General features: G+C 67.8%; 17 protein-coding genes, 1 tRNA gene and 1 pseudogene. 8 read left to right on the forward strand and 11 right to left on the reverse strand.

Going from position 1 to position 16121, the window contains the following annotated elements:
• Positions 1-5 precede the first annotated feature (5 nt).
• The 4 genes from FSB78_RS05095 to FSB78_RS05110 all read right to left on the reverse strand — a co-directional run bounded on the left by FSB78_RS05095 (position 6) and on the right by FSB78_RS05110 (position 3424).
• Positions 6-659, reverse strand: coding sequence for a methionine ABC transporter permease (locus FSB78_RS05095; RefSeq protein WP_147080528.1), 654 nt, complete (start codon positions 657-659; stop codon positions 6-8).
• A gap of 73 nt (positions 660-732) precedes the next feature.
• On the reverse strand, positions 733-1506 hold the full coding sequence (locus FSB78_RS05100) for a methionine ABC transporter ATP-binding protein (protein ID WP_147080530.1): 774 nt from the start codon (positions 1504-1506) through the stop codon (positions 733-735).
• The gene (locus FSB78_RS05105) at positions 1503-2519 is read right to left on the reverse strand and encodes an LLM class flavin-dependent oxidoreductase (protein WP_147080532.1); all 1017 of its coding nucleotides are present in this window, start codon (positions 2517-2519) and stop codon (positions 1503-1505) included. Before FSB78_RS05105 ends, FSB78_RS05100 begins: the two co-directional genes overlap by 4 nt.
• Positions 2519-3424 (reverse strand): ATP-grasp domain-containing protein, encoded by a 906-nt coding sequence (locus FSB78_RS05110; RefSeq protein WP_147080534.1) that lies wholly within the window; start codon positions 3422-3424, stop codon positions 2519-2521. Before FSB78_RS05110 ends, FSB78_RS05105 begins: the two co-directional genes overlap by 1 nt.
• On the opposite strand from FSB78_RS05110, the gene FSB78_RS05115 reads away from it, so the two are divergent.
• Entirely contained in the window at positions 3395-3784 is a 390-nt protein-coding gene (locus tag FSB78_RS05115) for a hypothetical protein (RefSeq protein ID WP_147080536.1), read from the forward strand. The two genes, FSB78_RS05110 and FSB78_RS05115, sit on opposite strands and share 30 nt — an antisense overlap.
• A gap of 20 nt (positions 3785-3804) precedes the next feature.
• On the opposite strand, the gene FSB78_RS05120 is transcribed toward FSB78_RS05115, so the two are convergent.
• Both FSB78_RS05120 and FSB78_RS05125 read right to left on the reverse strand, forming a co-directional pair.
• Positions 3805-4554, reverse strand: coding sequence for a sulfite exporter TauE/SafE family protein (locus FSB78_RS05120; RefSeq protein WP_147080538.1), 750 nt, complete (start codon positions 4552-4554; stop codon positions 3805-3807).
• Between the two features lie 151 nt (positions 4555-4705).
• Positions 4706-5365, reverse strand: a complete 660-nt coding sequence (locus tag FSB78_RS05125; protein ID WP_422396674.1) for a TetR/AcrR family transcriptional regulator — start codon at positions 5363-5365, stop codon at positions 4706-4708.
• An 85-nt stretch (positions 5366-5450) separates the two neighbouring features.
• Between FSB78_RS05125 and FSB78_RS05130 the strand changes: the two genes are divergently transcribed.
• Positions 5451-5849, forward strand: coding sequence for a RidA family protein (locus FSB78_RS05130; protein WP_147080540.1), 399 nt, complete (start codon positions 5451-5453; stop codon positions 5847-5849).
• 30 nt (positions 5850-5879) lie between these two features.
• Here FSB78_RS05130 and FSB78_RS05135 read toward each other — a convergent pair.
• Positions 5880-5969 (reverse strand) — tRNA-Ser (locus FSB78_RS05135).
• 48 nt (positions 5970-6017) lie between these two features.
• Here FSB78_RS05135 and FSB78_RS05140 point away from each other — a divergent pair.
• The gene (locus FSB78_RS05140) at positions 6018-6314 is read left to right on the forward strand and encodes a hypothetical protein (RefSeq protein ID WP_242008036.1); all 297 of its coding nucleotides are present in this window, start codon (positions 6018-6020) and stop codon (positions 6312-6314) included.
• Here FSB78_RS05140 and FSB78_RS19085 read toward each other — a convergent pair.
• On the reverse strand, positions 6311-6454 hold the full coding sequence (locus tag FSB78_RS19085; protein ID WP_158637970.1) for a hypothetical protein: 144 nt from the start codon (positions 6452-6454) through the stop codon (positions 6311-6313). The genes FSB78_RS05140 and FSB78_RS19085 overlap by 4 nt on opposite strands.
• Positions 6455-6704: 250 nt before the next feature.
• On the opposite strand from FSB78_RS19085, the gene FSB78_RS05145 reads away from it, so the two are divergent.
• The 3 genes from FSB78_RS05145 to FSB78_RS05155 are packed head-to-tail and all read left to right on the forward strand — an operon-like array spanning position 6705 to position 8984.
• Positions 6705-7670 carry an acyl-CoA dehydrogenase family protein gene (locus tag FSB78_RS05145; protein WP_147080542.1) on the forward strand — a complete coding sequence of 322 codons (966 nt, stop codon included), beginning with the start codon at positions 6705-6707 and terminating at the stop codon, positions 7668-7670.
• Positions 7664-8413 (forward strand): PIG-L deacetylase family protein, encoded by a 750-nt coding sequence (locus FSB78_RS05150; protein ID WP_242008037.1) that lies wholly within the window; start codon positions 7664-7666, stop codon positions 8411-8413. The genes FSB78_RS05145 and FSB78_RS05150 overlap by 7 nt, the downstream gene beginning before the upstream one ends.
• Positions 8403-8984 (forward strand): SAM-dependent methyltransferase, encoded by a 582-nt coding sequence (locus tag FSB78_RS05155; protein ID WP_147080547.1) that lies wholly within the window; start codon positions 8403-8405, stop codon positions 8982-8984. The genes FSB78_RS05150 and FSB78_RS05155 overlap by 11 nt, the downstream gene beginning before the upstream one ends.
• 483 nt (positions 8985-9467) lie before the next feature.
• Here the strand turns inward: FSB78_RS05155 and FSB78_RS19760 are convergent.
• Both FSB78_RS19760 and FSB78_RS05165 read right to left on the reverse strand, forming a co-directional pair.
• Positions 9468-9896: pseudogene (locus tag FSB78_RS19760) on the reverse strand (glycosyltransferase); the annotation flags it as partial.
• Positions 9897-9910: 14 nt separating this feature from the next.
• Positions 9911-12049, reverse strand: a complete 2139-nt coding sequence (locus tag FSB78_RS05165; RefSeq protein ID WP_147080550.1) for a catalase — start codon at positions 12047-12049, stop codon at positions 9911-9913.
• Positions 12050-12200: 151 nt separating this feature from the next.
• Here FSB78_RS05165 and FSB78_RS05170 point away from each other — a divergent pair, with 151 nt between their 5' ends.
• Together FSB78_RS05170 and FSB78_RS05175 are read left to right on the forward strand one after the other, a co-directional pair.
• Positions 12201-12986 (forward strand): SDR family oxidoreductase, encoded by a 786-nt coding sequence (locus tag FSB78_RS05170; RefSeq protein ID WP_147080553.1) that lies wholly within the window; start codon positions 12201-12203, stop codon positions 12984-12986.
• Positions 12979-14784: a glycoside hydrolase family 15 protein gene (locus FSB78_RS05175; RefSeq protein WP_147080555.1), complete on the forward strand. Its 1806-nt coding sequence runs from the start codon at positions 12979-12981 to the stop codon at positions 14782-14784. Before FSB78_RS05170 ends, FSB78_RS05175 begins: the two co-directional genes overlap by 8 nt.
• A gap of 102 nt (positions 14785-14886) precedes the next feature.
• Here the strand turns inward: FSB78_RS05175 and FSB78_RS05180 are convergent, their stop codons facing one another.
• Complete coding sequence (locus FSB78_RS05180) at positions 14887-15990, reverse strand: NADH:flavin oxidoreductase/NADH oxidase (RefSeq protein WP_147080557.1); 1104 nt, start codon at positions 15988-15990, stop codon at positions 14887-14889.
• Positions 15991-16121: the final 131 nt, after the last annotated feature.

The following is a 16121-nucleotide window of genomic DNA, read 5'->3' on the forward strand; positions in this document are numbered from 1 at the left end:
TATTCCTAGCGTCGGGTGAAGTGGCGGACGAGCCGGTCGCCGGTGAACTGGATCGCCTGCACCAGCAGGACCAGCAGCACCACGGTGACGACCATGACGTCGGTCTGGAACCGCTGATAGCCGAAACGGATCGCGAGATCACCCAGCCCGCCCGCACCGACCACGCCCGCCATCGCGGTGAACGACACGAGCGCGACCGCAGTGACGGTGGCGCCCGCGATCAGCCCGGGCAGTGCTTCGGGAATCAGCGCGCCGGTGACGATGCGCCGGGTGGTCGCGCCCATCGCCTGCACCGCCTCGATCGTGGTGCGGTCGACCTCCTTGAGCGAGCCCTCGACGAGGCGCGCATAGAAGGGTGCGGCGCCGACGACGAGCGGCGGAATCGCGCCGGCGACGCCGAGCGAGGTGCCGACCAGCATCACGGTCAGCGGGATCATGATGATCAGCAGGATGATGAACGGGATCGAGCGCAGGATGTTGACGACGATCCCGAGCGCACCGTTGGCGATGCGGCTTTCGCTCAGCCGGCCTTCGCCGGTGAGGTAGAGGAGGACGCCGAGTGGCAGGCCGAGCAGGATCGTCAAGACCAGCGATCCGCCGAGCATGACGAGCGTGTCGAGGCACGCCTGGCCGATATCGCTCCAGTCGATGTTGTTCATAAATCCCTCTCCCTGCGGGAGAGGGATGAGACGCCGAAGGCGGCGATGGGTGAGGGCAGGTCCGTCACTGTCCTCACCCTTCCGCCGTGCTGCGCACGGCTCCGTCCCTCTCCCAAAGGGAGAGGGATTTCAGCATCTTTCTGGTCGCCGCATGCTTCGGATCGTCAAAGATATCGGCGACCGTCCCCGTCTCGACGACGCGGCCTTGCTCGAGCACTGCGACGCGGTCGCAAGACGCGCGCACGACGTCCATCTCGTGCGTGATCAGCACGATCGTCAGCCCGAGGTCGCGGTTGAGGTCGCGCAGCAGTGCGAGCACCTGGCGCGTGGTCTCGGGATCGAGCGCGCTGGTCGCCTCGTCGCACAGCAGGATGTCGGGATCGGTGGCGAGCGCGCGGGCGATGCCGACGCGCTGTTTCTGCCCGCCCGACAGCTGGGCAGGGTATTTGTCCGCATGGGCCGTCAGCCCGACGCGGTCGAGCAACGTCGCGACCTTCGCGTCGCGATCGGCGCGCGGCATGTTGGCGAGCTTCAACGGAAAGGCAACGTTTGCCGCGACCGTCCGCGACGAGAGCAGCCCGAAATTCTGGAAGATCATCCCGATCCGCCGACGCAGCACGCGCAACGCCGCAGGCGCGAGGCTCGCGACGTCGATCCCATCGACCTCGACGCGGCCGGCGGTCGGGCGTTCGAGCGCGTTGATCAGGCGGATCAGCGTCGACTTGCCTGCGCCCGACTGGCCGATCACGCCGAACACCTCGCCGCGGACGACCTCCAGCGATACGCCCGCCAGCGCCGCGCCGCCTGTCCCGGCATAGCGTTTCTCGATATCGACGAGACGGATCATGCGGTCCCCATGACCTGCGCCGCGAACCGCTCCATCTCTTCGGCCTGCGGGCTCATCTGGAGCAACAGCAGGTCGACGCCGGCGGCCGCATATTCCTCGATGCGCTCCTTCAGCTGTTCGGGCGTGCCGACCAGGTTCGGGCGCAGGCCGCGGTTGGAGACCGAATATTCCTGGAGCTTCATCTCGCGCTCGAGTTGCGTGCCCGACAGCCACTGGTCGAAATTGGCGTAGCCTGCGGGAAGCTCGGCGACCGTGGTGATGCGGTCGAGTTCGCGCTTCGCCTCGGCCTCGCTGTCGCGCACGATCGCATAGGCGGCCATGCCGTATTGCATCGGCGCGCCGCCCGCTGCCTCGCGGCGTGCGGCCATGTCGGCGACCTTCGGCGCGATCGCGGCGGCGGGGTCGCCGTGCATGACATAAGCGTCGCACTGCGCGGCGATCATCGCCTTGGCCTTCTCGCTTTCGCCGCCGGCATAGACGGTCGGGCGCTTGGCGGGTTTCGGCGCGCAGATCGCGTTGTCGGTGGTGTAGAAATCGCCGGCGAAGCTGAACCGCTCCTGCGTCCACAGGCCGTCGACGACGGTCAGCCATTCGGCGGTGCGCGCATAGCGGTCGTCATGCTGGTCGAACTGCAGGCCATACTGCTTCGCTTCGTCCGCCCACCAGGACGACACGACGTTGAGCGCGAGCCGGCCGTTCGAGATCCGGTCGATGTTCGCCGCCGCCTTGGCGAACAGCGCGGGGTGGTGGAAGTTCGGGCGGACCGCGACCATCAGCTCGACGCTGTCGGTGACGGCGGCAAGCGCGGCAGCGGTCGACCAGGCATCGAGCGCAGGCTGCTCGACGCCCTTGATGTCGTTGAGGTTGAGCTCGGCAATGAGCGTCAGGTCATAGCCCCAGCGCTCGGCGTCCTGCGTCAGCTTTTTGGTATAGGCCCAACTCGCCTCCATCCCCTCGTCGGGGACGTTGCGCAGCCAGCCGCCGAAGACGGGGGTCCAGTATCCGTAGCGCATCAGCGGGCCTTCTCGATTTCGTCGACCAGGTAATCGACGAGCCGGTCGTGCGGGTCCCAGCCGAGCACGTCCAGCGGTTTGGCGACGAAGTTCGACAGCGCGTTGATGTCGTAGAAGCGCGCAACGCCGTCGCGGTCGTCGATCATCACTTCGACCCCGCCGACGTCGAGGCCTACCGCGCGGGCGATCGCTTCCGCAGCGGAGCGCAACTCGGCGGTGGGTTCGACTGCGGCCATCTTGATCCCGGACCCCGGGACCACGCATGCGTCCGCCGGGCAAAGGTCGAACGCGCCGCCGCCGGCGACGTCGATCGCGTAGAGATAGCGCCGGTCGAGCGTCTCGATCCGCGTGATCGCGCCGCCGCGGACGGGGACATACTCCTGCACCAGTAGGACGCCGTCGACGCTGCTCGGCAGTCCGCCGTCGGCGACCGCGGCGCGCAACTCGTCAAGGCTGTCGAACTTGATGATCCCCGCGCCGGACCCGCCGATATTGGCCTTCACGACCAGCGGGAAGCCGAGCGTCTGCGCGGCGGGGACGACATCGGCGGCGCGGTGGACGACGCGCGTTTCGGGGATGGCGAGGCCGAGCGACGCGATCAGCGACAATTGCCGTGCCTTCGACGCGTCTATCGCGAGCGTGTCGGCGCCGTTGACGACGCGGGCGCCCGCACGCTGCCAGTGATCGAGCAGCGCCTGCGCGTGGAAGATCGGGTGCTCGTCCGCGCGCAGGAAGCTCGACATCGCGATGCGGTTGAAGACGACCGGGGCGGGCGGCGTGCGGTCGGCCGGGTTCCAGTGGCCGTCCGGTCGCACGCGCGCATAGTCGACGCCGCGACGGTCGAGCGCGGCGAACAACGGCACGAACCAGGCGGGGTGTTCGAAGAGGATGGCGAGATCGGTCATGAAGCCTCGAAGAAAACAGCCCCCGCCACTGCCACGCGCGGCGCGACCTTGCCAAGTCGCACCGCCTTGGCCCGCGGCAAGTTTAGTTTGTCGCGGGGCGCGGGAACGTTTGCCGCTTCAAAAATCGGGGCAGTCGGTGTATCACCGGGCAAGACGATAATGAGGATGGTGATGCAAAGCGAAGCGCAGACTGTCGCGCGGCTCCGATCGATGGTGTTCCTGATCGAGGAGGCCCTGCGACTCGCCGACGAGGGCGACGATCCGCTGCTCGGCGCCAAGCTGAGCGATTGCATCGATTCGATCGAGGCCGTGCTGAGTGCGCGGACCGTCGATGCGCTTCCGGATACGACTATCGACTGACGCCCCGCCCGGACGCAGGCCTAGGCCAGAGCTTCCCAGAGCAGCGCGATCCCGACGACGATCATCAGCACGTAGATTGCGGTGAAGAACCGCTCGGGCGACACGCGCCGGACCAGCGCCACGCCTGCCACCGTCGAGGCCAGCGCGAGCGGCAACAACGTCGCTGACACGAGCAGGTTCGCGCGGGTGAACTGACCGAGCGCGAGATAGGCCGGCACCTTGATCCAGTTGACCGCGGCGAAGAAGATCGCGGTCGTGCCGACGAGCAGGTCGCGCGGCAGCCTGCGCGGCAGCACCCAGAGCTGGAACGGCGGCTGGCCGGCATGGGCGATCTGGCTCGTGAACCCGGACGCGACGCCGAACAGCGCGCCGATCCAGTCGGGCCACAGCGCCGCCGCCTGCGGGCTCGGATGCCGCGCGGCCCAGAGCCGATAGGCGCCGAACAGCGCGGAAATCCCACCGACCGCCGCCATCACCGCGCGCGGCGAGACGCTCGCCGCGAAGACATAGCCAAGGCCGATACCGACGGCGGCGCCGGGCAGCATCCAGCCAAGCAGCCGCCAGTCCACCGTCCGCCGGAACGCCCAGACCCCGACGACGTCCTGCACGATCAGCAACGGCAGCGTGATCGCCGCCGCGCGAACCGGGTCCACGGCAAACGCTAGCAGCGGCAGCGACAGCGCCCCCATGCCCGCGAACCCGCCCTTGGCCAGGCCGAGCAGGATCACGGCTGGAATGGCGAGCGCGTAGAAATGCCAGTCGGTGATCATTTCAGCCCGCTAGCCGGTTTGGTCGGCGGTGGCGATCCATCGGAGACGATAGGTCGGGCTTCCCACGGCATCGGTGCCCGGACCCGTCCGCCGCCGTCGCATGCAGCGCGATCTGCCTTGCGATGGCGGACGCGCTCAAAGCAGTGTCGCGCTAACTCCGTCTGACCAGGAAACCTTCGGCCATTAGCCGGAACGCTGCGATCGCCTTTGGCAGGGCCGTCCGCGGCGTATCGCTGGCGGAAACCCACAGCGCGGCATTGAACGCGGCGCCACTCAAAAGTCGGGACGCGGCGTCGACATCGACCGGCTGCATGATCCCGTCGGCGATCAACCTGGTGACCGCCTGCTTCGTGACGTCGAGACAGGCATTCTGGCTCGGCCAGGTCGCGGGGTCGCCGAGGACGGCCGGGCCATCCAGCAGGACGATGCGTCGCACCTCCGGATCGAGCGCCATCTCGATATAAGCCTCGCCCTCGGCGATCAGCCGCTCCCAGTCGGTCGCCGCACCGGACCCCGCGTGTTGCGCGCGTTCCGCCATCTCGCTGTCGACCTCCGCAACGACCGCGGCCAGCAAGCCCTTCTTGTCGCCAAAGCCATGGTAGAGTGCTCCCCGCGTCAGACCGACCTCGGCGGTCAGATCGTCCATCGACGCTCCCGCGAACCCAGAGGCAGCGAATGCCCTGCGCGCTGCTCCGATCAGTTTGACCCGGTTTTCCTCCATGGTCTCCGCGCGTCGCCGTGCTGCCAAACTCTGCCCTTTCGTATACGCAACGTATGTAGATTGACTAACTGAACGCGATTGCTTTAACATACGCGCCGTATCCGAAATAGTCTGCACCGCACCGATCCAACTGTGATGGACGGCGCCTCCCCCTCATACACAAAGGACCACCAGCATGATCCAGCGCGAAGCCGTGTTCCCCGCCAGCCGTCACGCTCTTTACGAAGCCCATGGTTATTCGGCTGCAATCCGGTCCGACACCCTGCTCTTCGTCTCGGGCCAGGTAGGAAGCCGCGCCGACGGTTCGCCCGAACCCGATTTCGAAGCGCAGGTTCGCCTGGCGTTTGCCAATCTGAAAGCGACGCTGCAGGCCGGAGGGTGCGGGTTTGACGACATTCTGGACGTCACGACGTTCCACACCGACCCCGAACGACAGTTCGACACCGTGATGACCGTGAAGGGAGAGGTCTTCGACCGAGCGCCCTATCCGGCGTGGACGGCGATCGGCGTCACCTGGCTCGCCGGCTTCGACTTCGAAATCAAGGTGATCGCCCGGATTCCTGCTGCGCGATGAAAGACGGCGCATCAATTTGAAAACAGGGGGTGGCGGAAGAGGTGGGATTCGAACCCACGGAGGGCTTGCACCCTCGCCGGTTTTCAAGACCGGTTCCTTAAACCACTCGGACACTCTTCCCTGTCGCCGCATCTAGAAGGCGCGGCGGCGGATCGCAACCTTGCCAGCGTGGCGGCGGCGCGGCATGCGGGCGGGATGGACCTCGACGCGCTGCTTCATCATTATTTCGGGACGGTCGAGCTCGATACGCTCGATGCCGGGGCGATCGAGGCGGGCGTCGACCGGATCGGGATCGCGTTCGGGACCGAGCGCGAGGCGGGGCGGCGGTTCGCGCTGTGGGCCGTGTTGCATGCGCTGGGCCGGGCGCCCGATCCCGCGCGTGCCTTCAAGGTGCCGCGCGAGCGCGAGGCGGCGCTGGCCTATGCGCGGGCGGCGTCTTCGGCCGAACGCCGCGACGAGGACTAGGCGGCGCGGCGTTCCAGCAGCGCGCGATCGATACGCCGGACGAGGTCGGCCAGCGGCGGGGCCTCATAGCTGCCGCGCGTGGCGCAAGGCGCGTCCATGCGCTTGCCGACGAGCGTGAAGATGTCCTGTCTGCGAGCCATGGTCGTGTGTCCTCGTTGCGGACTCGCGAAATATGGGCAGCGCATTAACGATAGGTAACGACCTCAATTCGGGTGATGTTTGCCGCAACGCTCGCGTCGTGCCTGCGTTGTACCGTCACATTGTCCATGAAGGGCCGAACCACTGACCATCTCTCCAAGCGCCTCCGTCGTTGACGCCGTCCGCCGCCTTGCCGCGGACTGGGACCGTGCGAACGGCGACGAAGGTTTCCCCGCGGCCCGCATCGCGGCGTTGCATGCGGCGGGCGCGACGTCCGCTTTCGTCGAGATGGACGGGCGTGCCGACGCCTTGGTCGACGTGCTGCGCGCGGTGGGCGGCGCGGACCTGAGCCTGGGGCGGGTGTATGAGGGCCATGTCAACGCGGTGCAGCTGGTCGCGACCTATGGCGATGATGCACAGCGCGCCACCCTGGCGAGCGACGTTGCCGCGGGACGGATCTTCGGGGTCTGGAACACCGAACCTTCGCCGGGTCTGACGCTGCAGGACAGTGACGGGAGTCGGACGCTGGACGGGGTCAAGAGTTTCGCGACGGGCGCCGGCTATCTCGACCGCATTCTCGTGACCGCGCGCGACGGGGACGGCGGCAAGCAGCTCGTGCTTGTCGACATCGCGGGGCAGGCGGCGCGTGCGGACAACAGCGCATGGCAGGTTCGCGGGATGCGGGGGACGCAGAGCGGGGTGTTCGATTTCTCGGGCATGCCGATCGGCGCCGCCGAGACGATCGGTGCGCCGGGCGATTACGAGCGCGAGCCGCGGTTCAGTGCGGGCGCCTGGCGGTTCACGGCCGTCCAGCTCGGTGCGGTCGAGGCGTTGGTGCGGCATCTGCGCGACCACCTGGTGCAGACCGGGAAGGGGACGGATCCGATCCAGCGGCTGCGCTTCGGCGCGTGCGTGTCGGCGACGCGCAGCGCCGGGCTGTGGGTGCGACAGGCGGCGCACGCTGCGGAGCGGCAAGCCGACGACGCGATCCCGCTCGTGCTGATGACGCGCGGGATCGTCGAGGAGGCGGGGCTGCAAGTCATGGAGGCCGCGGCGCGAACGGTGGGCACGGCATCGTTCTTTGCGGCGAGCCGGATCGACCGGATCACGCGTGATCTGGGGCTGTATCTGCGCCAGCCGGTGCCGGACCAGGCGCGCGATCGTGCGGCGGCGGCGTGGCTCGAGGCGGATCATTGGGGCGAGGATCGCTGGTGGTAGCGCCGGGCCATCGCGCCTGGAGCCGGCTGCTCCGGCGAGCGCGGCCGCTCCCGGTGCACGAGGCGGCGCGCGGCGGCCCCTGGCTCGTGCTCGCGCCGCATCCTGACGACGAGAGTTTGGGGTGCGGTGCGTTGATGGCGACGCTCGCGGCGGCGGGGAGCCCGATACACACCGCGTTCCTGACCGACGGGGCAGGATCGCACCCGGATGCGCCGGGCTGGAGCGCACGGCGGATCGCGGGCGTCCGTGCGCGCGAGGCGGCGGCAGCCCTGCATCAGCTGGGCGGTGTGCGCCCCGCATTGCATCTCGGCTGGCCCGATGCCGCGCCGGTCGCACCCGGCGACCTACTGTTCCGGCGCAGCGTGGCGCGGCTCTCAGCGTGGTGCCGGCGGCATGGCGTCACGCGGCTGGCCGTGACGTGGAGCGGCGAACCGCACTGCGACCATGAGGCGGCGGCGATGCTCGCGCAGGCGGTCGCGACGCGGTGCGGGATCCCGCTCTATCAGTATCTCGTCTGGGGCTGGACGCTGCCCGACCTTGCCGACCGCGTGCGGGGAATGGCGGTGCGATCGCTGGTAACCGCGGCGGGTCGGCCGCGACAGCACCGCGCGATCCGCTGCCACCGCACGCAGCTGGGCGGGCGGATCGCCGGTGCGCGCGAGAATTTCCGTTTGCCGCGCGCGATGCTGCGGCTCGCGGACCGACCGATCACCCTGTTGCTGGAGGTGCCAAATGCGTCGTGAACGCTCGATCGACCCGGACTATTTCGAGGCACTGTACAAGGACAAGGGCGATCCCTGGGAGTTCGAGACCAGCGCCTACGAGGCAGCGAAATACCGTGAGACGCTCGCCGCGTTGCCGGCTTCGCGGTTCGAGAGCGTCCTCGAGGTCGGCTGTGCGAACGGCGTGCTGACCGCAATGCTCGGGCCGCGCTGCGACGCGCTGCTGGCGGTGGACGTATCCGAGACCGCGCTTGCGGCCGCGCGCGCGCGCTGTGCGGACCAGCCGCATATCCGTGTCGAGCAGCGGCGCCTGCCGGCCGAGGCCCCGGACGGGATGTTCGATCTCGTGCTGCTGTCGGAGGTCGTCTATTACTGGGACAGCGCCGACATCGCCCGCCTCGGCGACTGGCTGCGCGGTGCGGTCCGGTCAGGCGGCCATGTGCTTCTGGTCCACTGGATCGGCGAGACCGACTATCCCAAGAGCGGGGACGATGCCGTCGCCGAACTCCGGGCTGCGCTCGAAGACCGGGTGACCGTCGAGCGCAGCGATCGGCATGAGGCGTATCGGCTCGATCTCTGGCGGCTGGCTTAGGCGGCGGATCGCCGCCTTCGCCTCGGCGATCGCGGCGGGCAGCGTCAGGAAGCTGATCTGGTCGCCGGGCCGCGCGTCGCCGGGCGATAACGCGGCAGCCATGGTATAGACTTCGTGCAGGGGCGCATCGGCGGGTTGGGTGATCCAGCCGGCGACGGCGTCGGCCATGCCGCCGGGCGCGCGGCCCTCGATCCGGCACGAGGTGAACACGCGGACGTCGAGCGGATGGCGGACGCGACCGCGATGCGCGCGGATGCGATCGAACAGTGCGCGGTCCTCGGCGACCTGCGGCGTCGGGGCGCCCCCGATCCGGCGGTACAGCGCGAGCGTCAGCGCGATGCTCGCGCCGCCTTCGTAGAAATGGCGCGGCCAGGGGTCGTGCGCCTCGGCCTCGGTGGTCGCACGGAGATAGTCGAGGGCAGTATAATAGCGGCCGAGCTGATTGAGGCGATAGCGGCCGGTGAGCCCGAGCGCGGCGCGGTCTTCGCGGAGAGTAAGGGCGCGGCCCGCGACGGCGTCGTAGCCGGCGTCGACATACGCGGCGATCCGCGCAATCCAGTCGGGCGCGACATAGGTGTCCGCATCGGTCGAGAGCAGCAGATCGCCGTCGTCGACCAGCGTGCCGGCGGCGGCATCGAGCGCCAGCCGCCGGGCCCAGCCTGCGTGGCGTGCGCCCGGGAGCATGGAGACCGCCCGCCAGTCGAGCAGCGCGTGACGCGGTCGCCAGTTTTGAAGAATGCCAAGACTGCCATCGTGACAGTCGTTGGCCATCGCCAGGATCGTGACACGACCGGCGTAACGACAAGCCGCCCTGTCGAGCGCATGGAGGCAGGCCAGAAGATGGCCGTCCTCGTTCTTGACGGGAATGGCGACCGCGACCGCACGCTGGGGAGCGTGCGATCGCGTCGTCATGGCGCCGTCAGCGATCAAGCCGCGTCGGGAGCCAGAAAGGCATCGGCGTCGAGATCGACATCGAGCTCGCGGTCCCAGAGCCGCAACTGGCCACAGGTCTTCACGAACGCCTCCGCCGAGCCATCATCCAGCGCAATCACGCCGTCGTCCATGTCCTCGTCGACAATGCCTGCCTTGGCGAGGAACGGCTTGGCCTCGGCCGAATAGCCGATGAACTTGCAGTGCCCGAACGCGTCGTTGACGAAGTCCTTGGCGGTCTTGTCCTTGGACAGCATCTTTGCGCCGTCTGCCGACACAACCACCGCGACCGCGTCGTAGAGGATCGAGGGGCCGCCATCGACCTTCTGGTCCGCTGGCAGCATCGCGCCGTCGTCGAGCTTTGCCCCGCCAACCTTCGGCGCGACGATCTCATGCACCGCGCCGGCGGCCTTGACCGCTGCGACCAGCGCATTGACGGTCTTCGCCGAAGCGCCGTCGGTGACAAGGATGCCGAGCTTGCGACCCTCGAAGCTGCCCTTGGCGTTCTTGACGATGCTGAGCGCATCCGACGCCGGCAGGTCCTGGCGCGTTTCGACCGCAGCCTTGGCGGCCGGCGGCATCGACGTCAGGCCGAGCCCGGTCGCGACCGTCTTGGCCAGATCCTCGTCGATGTTGCGCAGATGGCCGACCATCGTTTCGCGGATGTCGACGCGGATCACCTTCGACAGCTCGAACGTCAGCGCGTCGCCGATGTGCTTCTTCTCGATCTCGGCCTGACTGATGAAGAACTGGCGTGCCTGGCTGTAGTGATCGGCGAAGGTCGACGAGCGCACCTTGGCGGTACGGCCGGTCTCCTGCGCCGCGAAATGCCGGTAGCCGCGCGTCGGGCTCTCGCGCGGGCCGCCCCAGCTGTTGGGCTCGTAGTTCACGCGACCCTTGGGGTTGCGCATCGCCATGTGGCCGTCCTGCTGGTAGTTCTTCACCGGGATCTTCGGCGCGTTGACCGGGATGTGCGTGAAGTTCGGCCCGCCGAGACGCTTCAGCTGCGTATCGAGATACGAGAAGTTGCGGCCCTGCAGCAGCGGATCGTTGGTGAAGCCGATGCCGGGGACGACGTTCTGCGTGCAGAACGCGACCTGCTCGGTCTCGGCGAAGAAATTGTCGACGAGGCGGTCGAGCTTGAAGCTGCCGATGATGCGGACCGGGATCTGCTCCTCGGGGATCAGCTTGGTCGAATCGAGCACGTCGAATTGGAAGCTGTCCGCGAAGTCGTCGTCGAACAGCTGAACGCCCAGATCCCATTCGGGGAAGTCGCCCTGGTCGATTGCGTTCCACAGGTCGCGGCGATGGAAATCGGGGTCCGCGCCGTTGACCTTGACGGCCTCGTTCCACAGCACCGACTGAAGCCCGAGTTTCGGCTTGAAGTGGAACTTGACGTAGGTGCCCTTGCCCTCGGCGTTGATCAGTCGGAACGTGTGGACGCCGAAGCCCTCGATGAAGCGGAAGCCGCGCGGGATGGTGCGATCGGACATGATCCACATGATCATGTGCATCGATTCCGGGGTCAGGCTGATGAAGTCCCAGAAATTGTCATGCGCGGTCTGCGCCTGCGGGAAACCTCGGTCGGGCTCCTGCTTGGCGGCATGGATCAGGTCGGGGAACTTGATCGCGTCCTGGATGAAGAACACCGGGATGTTGTTGCCGACGATGTCCCAGTTGCCCTCGGGCGTGTAGAACTTCGCCGCGAAGCCGCGGACGTCGCGCGCCAGATCGGCCGAGCCCTTGTTGCCCGCGACGGTCGAGAAACGCACGAACATCGGCGTGTCGACGCCGACTTCGGTCAGCACCTTGGCGACGGTGACGTCCTCGAGGCTCTCGTTGAGCGTGAAGGTGCCGTGTGCGCCGTAGCCGCGCGCATGGACGACGCGCTCGGGGATGCGCTCGTGGTCGAAGTGGAAGATCTTCTCACGGAAGTGGAAGTCGTCGAGCAGATGCGGACCGCGCTCGCCGACCTTCAGCGTGTTCTGGTCGTCCGCGACGGGCACGCCCTGCTGCGTGGTCAGCACGTCGCCGCCGTCGCGCGCGGTCTGGTGGAGTTCGCCACCGTTCCCGACCTGCGTGTCGTAGGTCGGCTCTGGCGCGGTCGTATCTGGATTGGCGGCGGTGTCGGTCATGTGGAATCCCCGTGACATGTCGGGCGTACAAAGCCCGGGACCATGGCAAGGTTGCACGCACTGATCGAGATCATCGCGATAGCCCGGGGGAGCAACCGCGGACAGAACGCGTTGGACCCATTCACAGCGACTATCCGAAGGCAGTTCCCCCATGCACATCGACCTGAAGCGCCAGGTGGCGATCGTCACCGGCGCAAGTTCCGGCCTCGGCCGCGCCGCCGCGATCGCCTTCGCCGCTGCGGGCGCCAGCGTCGCGGTCAACTACAACAGCAGCAAGGACAAGGCCGACGCGGTCGTGGCGGAGATCGAGCACGCCGGTGGCACGGCCTTCGCGTTTGGGGCGGATACGTCCGACGAGGCTGCGGTCCAGGCACTGTTCGATACGACGGCCGAGCGCTACGGCGCGATCGACATCGTGTTCGCCAATGCCGGGCTGCAGAAGGATGCGGCGTTCGCCGACATGACGCTCGCCGACTGGCAAAAGGTCATCGACGTCAACCTGACCGGGCAGTTCCTCGTCGCGCGCGAGGCCGTCCGGCGGTTCCGCAAACAGGGCGATCGGGGCGTGTCGCGCGCGATCGGCAAGATCCTGTTCAACAGCTCGGTCCACGAGACCATCCCCTGGGCGGGACATGCCAACTACGCCGCATCGAAGGGCGGCAGCGGGATGCTGATGCGCACGCTCGCACAGGAAGTCGCGGCGGAGCGGATCCGCGTCAACGCTGTCGCCCCCGGCGCGATCGCGACCGAGATCAACGCCGATGCGGACAAGACCAAGATGCTGGAACTCATTCCCTATGGCCGCGTCGGCGATCCGGAGGACGTCGCGCGTGCCGCGCTGTTCCTGGTCTCGGACGCCGCGGATTACGTGGTCGGCGCGACGCTCGTCGTCGACGGCGCAATGAGCCTCTACCCGGAGTTCCGCGATAATGGCTGACGCGCGCGGAATCGGCGACCACGGCGCGATCGGCAATCTCGAGACGATCGCGCTGATCGATACCAAGGGCACCGTCGACTATCTGTGCTGGCCTTGCCTCGACAGCCCCAGCGTGTTCGCCGGGCTGCTCGACCCCGACAAGGGCGGGCATTTCTCGATTCAACCCGACATGCCGGGCGGGCGGATCATGCAGATGTATCTGCCCGATACCAACATCCTGCTCACGCGCTGGATGTCGGATGGCGCGAGCATCGACCTGGTCGACCTGATGCCGGTCGACGTCGACGGCGGCGACGTCTCGTCCCGCCTGATCCGGCGGCTGACCTGCACGCGCGGCGAAGCGACGATCCGCATCCGCTGCGCGCCGCGGTTCGACTATGGACGCCAGGGCTATGCGGCTTCGGCGCAGACGACGGACGGAATCGCGCGCGGGCAGTTCGACCACGATGCAGGGCTCGGGCTAACGCTCTACGCCGACGGCGATCTTGTCGCCGATGGGTGCGACCTGACCGCCGACCTGCACATCGCCGCGGGCGAGACGATCACGCTGGTCCTCGGCAATGTCGACGATCCCGTCTGCGACGCCGACCAGATCGCCGCGATCATCGACGGCGACATCGCGTTCTGGCGCGACTGGAGCAACCAGTCCAACTATCGCGGCCGCTGGCGCGAGACGGTGCATCGCTCCGCGCTCGTGCTGAAGCTGCTGACCTCGCGCAAACACGGCTCGATCGCCGCGGCGGCGACCTTCGGGCTGCCCGAGGCGCCGGGCGGGGTGCGCAACTGGGATTACCGCGCGACCTGGATCCGCGACTCCTCGTTCACCGTCTATGCGCTGATCCGGCTCGGTTTCCAGGATGAGGCGGTCGCGTTCCTGCATTGGACGATGGACCGGGTGCGGCATTGCGAGGGACATCTGGGGGTGATGTACGCGCTCGACGGCGGCGACGTGCAGGACGAGCAGGATCTCGACCATCTCGCCGGGTTCGAGGGGGCCAAGCCGATCCGCATCGGCAACGGCGCGAACACGCAGACGCAGCACGACATCTACGGCGCGCTGCTCGACGCGACGTATCTCGGCAACAAATATGGCGAGGCGATCTCGCACGACGCGTGGCAGGGGATCATCAAGGTCGTCGACCATGTCTGCGAGACGTGGCGCGATCCGGATTCCGGCATCTGGGAGGTCCGCGGGCCGCCGCGCGAATATCTGCACTCGCGGCTGATGAACTGGGTCGCGATCGACCGTGCGGTGCGGCTCGCGCAGAAGCGCTCGCTGCCCGCACCGCTGGTGCGCTGGTCGGAGACCCGGACCGAGATTCACGACGACATCTGGGCGAGCTTCTGGAACGAGGATCTTGGCCGGTTCGTGCGCAGCAAGGGCGAGACCGTCGTCGACGGCGCGATGCTGATGATGCCGCTGGTTCGGTTCGTCAGCCCGACCGATCCCAAATGGCTGGCGACACTCGACGCGATCACCGCGGACCTGTCCGACGACGGCATGATCTATCGCTACCGCACCGACGACGGCCTGCCGGGGCAGGAGGGGACGTTCGTCGCCTGCTCCTTCTGGTACGTCGAATGCCTCGCGCGTGCCGGGCGGATTGACGAGGCCCGGCTGAACTTCGAGAAGCTGCTCGCGCACGGCAACCATCTGTCGCTGTTCGCCGAGGAGATCGCGCAGGATGGCCGGTTCCTGGGGAATTTCCCGCAAGGGTTCAGCCACCTCGCGCTGATCAGCGCGGCGTTCTATCTCGACCGGGCGTTGAGTGATGCCGGACCGACGGTCTGGGCGTAACCCTGCTCCCCTCCCTGAAAGGGAGGGGTTGGGGGTGGGTGGAGGCAAGCGCGGCGCGAGTGTCGACCCACCCCCGGTCCCTCCCTTTCAGGGAGGGGGAGGTTAGACCGAGAACAAATCCTTGTACTGCCGCGGTTGCGACCGGAGATACTGGTTCGGCGCCTTCACCCGCCCGCCCAGATGCGCCGCGGCGTGCCACGGCCAGCGCGGGTCGTAGAGGATCGTCCGGGCGAGCGCGATCATGTCGGCGTCGCCGGTTCCGACGATTGCCTCCGCCTGCTCATAGTCGGTGATCAACCCGACCGCGACGACCGGTATGCCAACCGCCTGCTTGACCGCACGGGCGAGCGGCACCTGGTAGCTCGGCCCGACCGGGATTTGCTGCCCGGCATCGAGCCCGCCGCTCGACACATGGATGGCGTCGCAGCCTCGCGCTTCGAGCGCTTGCGAGAACGTCACCGTCTGGTCGGAATCCCAGCCGCCCTCGACCCAGTCGGACCCGGACACGCGCATCGTCACCGGCCGATCGGCCGGGAATACCGCGCGCACCGCGTCGAAGACTTCGAGGGGAAAGCGCATGCGGTTCTCAAGGCTGCCGCCATACTCGTCCTCGCGCTTGTTCGAGAGCGGCGAGAGGAACTCGTGCAGGAGATAGCCGTGCGCGCCGTGCAGCTGTACCGCGTCGATCCCGAGCCGCGCCGCGCGCTTGGCGGCCGCGACGAAGGCATCGCGGATGCGGTCGAGACCCGCGCGATCGAGTGCGGTCGGCGCGTTTTCGTGTGGCTGGAACGCGACTGCGGAGGGAGCCTCGGTCTGCCAGCCATTGGGCGCGTCGGGTGCGATCTGCGCGCCGCCCTTCCACGGCACCTCGCACGACGCCTTCCGCCCGGCATGCGCGAGCTGGATCGCGATCGGCATGTCGGACCAGCGCCGTACGCTTTCGAGCGTCCTGGCCAGCGCGGCTTCGGTCGCATCGTCGTACAGGCCGACATCGCCGTAGGTGATCCGGCCCTCGGGGAGGACTGCCGCCGCCTCGATCGTGAGCAGCGCGGCGCCCGAAAGTGCCAGGTGACCGAGATGGATCTGGTGCCAGTCGGTCATGCAGCCGTCGACGGCGGAATATTGGCACATCGGCGCGATGACGATGCGGTTGTCGAGCGAGAGCCTGCCGACCTTGGTGGGCGAGAAGAGGACGGGGCCGCTCATGATCGCGGCGTCCGGTGGTGGAAAGTCATGAAAACCTCGGCTGTTCGATAAGGGGACACAATGCCCAACGCCCGGCCGCGCGATCGGCCCCGGAACATTGCGTACCGAATGCGGGTTTCCCCTTCGCTCGC

The organism is Sphingomonas ginsenosidivorax (assembly GCF_007995065.1).
Taxonomy (GTDB): Bacteria; Pseudomonadota; Alphaproteobacteria; order Sphingomonadales; family Sphingomonadaceae; genus Sphingomonas; species Sphingomonas ginsenosidivorax.

Excerpts from the sequence above, each read along its gene's own strand:
- FSB78_RS05175 (WP_147080555.1), top strand. The coding sequence starts at position 12,979 with ATGGCTGACGCGCGCGGAATCGGCGACCACGGCGCGATCGGCAATCTC.
- FSB78_RS05130 (WP_147080540.1), top strand. The coding sequence starts at position 5,451 with ATGATCCAGCGCGAAGCCGTGTTCCCCGCCAGCCGTCACGCTCTTTAC.
- FSB78_RS05100 (WP_147080530.1), bottom strand. The coding sequence starts at position 1,506 with ATGATCCGTCTCGTCGATATCGAGAAACGCTATGCCGGGACAGGCGGC.
- FSB78_RS05170 (WP_147080553.1), top strand. The coding sequence starts at position 12,201 with ATGCACATCGACCTGAAGCGCCAGGTGGCGATCGTCACCGGCGCAAGT.
- FSB78_RS05180 (WP_147080557.1), bottom strand. The coding sequence starts at position 15,990 with ATGAGCGGCCCCGTCCTCTTCTCGCCCACCAAGGTCGGCAGGCTCTCG.
- FSB78_RS05155 (WP_147080547.1), top strand. The coding sequence starts at position 8,403 with ATGCGTCGTGAACGCTCGATCGACCCGGACTATTTCGAGGCACTGTAC.
- FSB78_RS05165 (WP_147080550.1), bottom strand. The coding sequence starts at position 12,049 with ATGACCGACACCGCCGCCAATCCAGATACGACCGCGCCAGAGCCGACC.
- FSB78_RS05125 (WP_422396674.1), bottom strand. The coding sequence starts at position 5,365 with ATGTTAAAGCAATCGCGTTCAGTTAGTCAATCTACATACGTTGCGTAT.
- FSB78_RS05120 (WP_147080538.1), bottom strand. The coding sequence starts at position 4,554 with ATGATCACCGACTGGCATTTCTACGCGCTCGCCATTCCAGCCGTGATC.
- FSB78_RS05110 (WP_147080534.1), bottom strand. The coding sequence starts at position 3,424 with ATGACCGATCTCGCCATCCTCTTCGAACACCCCGCCTGGTTCGTGCCG.
- FSB78_RS05095 (WP_147080528.1), bottom strand. The coding sequence starts at position 659 with ATGAACAACATCGACTGGAGCGATATCGGCCAGGCGTGCCTCGACACG.
- FSB78_RS19085 (WP_158637970.1), bottom strand. The coding sequence starts at position 6,454 with ATGGCTCGCAGACAGGACATCTTCACGCTCGTCGGCAAGCGCATGGAC.
- FSB78_RS05105 (WP_147080532.1), bottom strand. The coding sequence starts at position 2,519 with ATGCGCTACGGATACTGGACCCCCGTCTTCGGCGGCTGGCTGCGCAAC.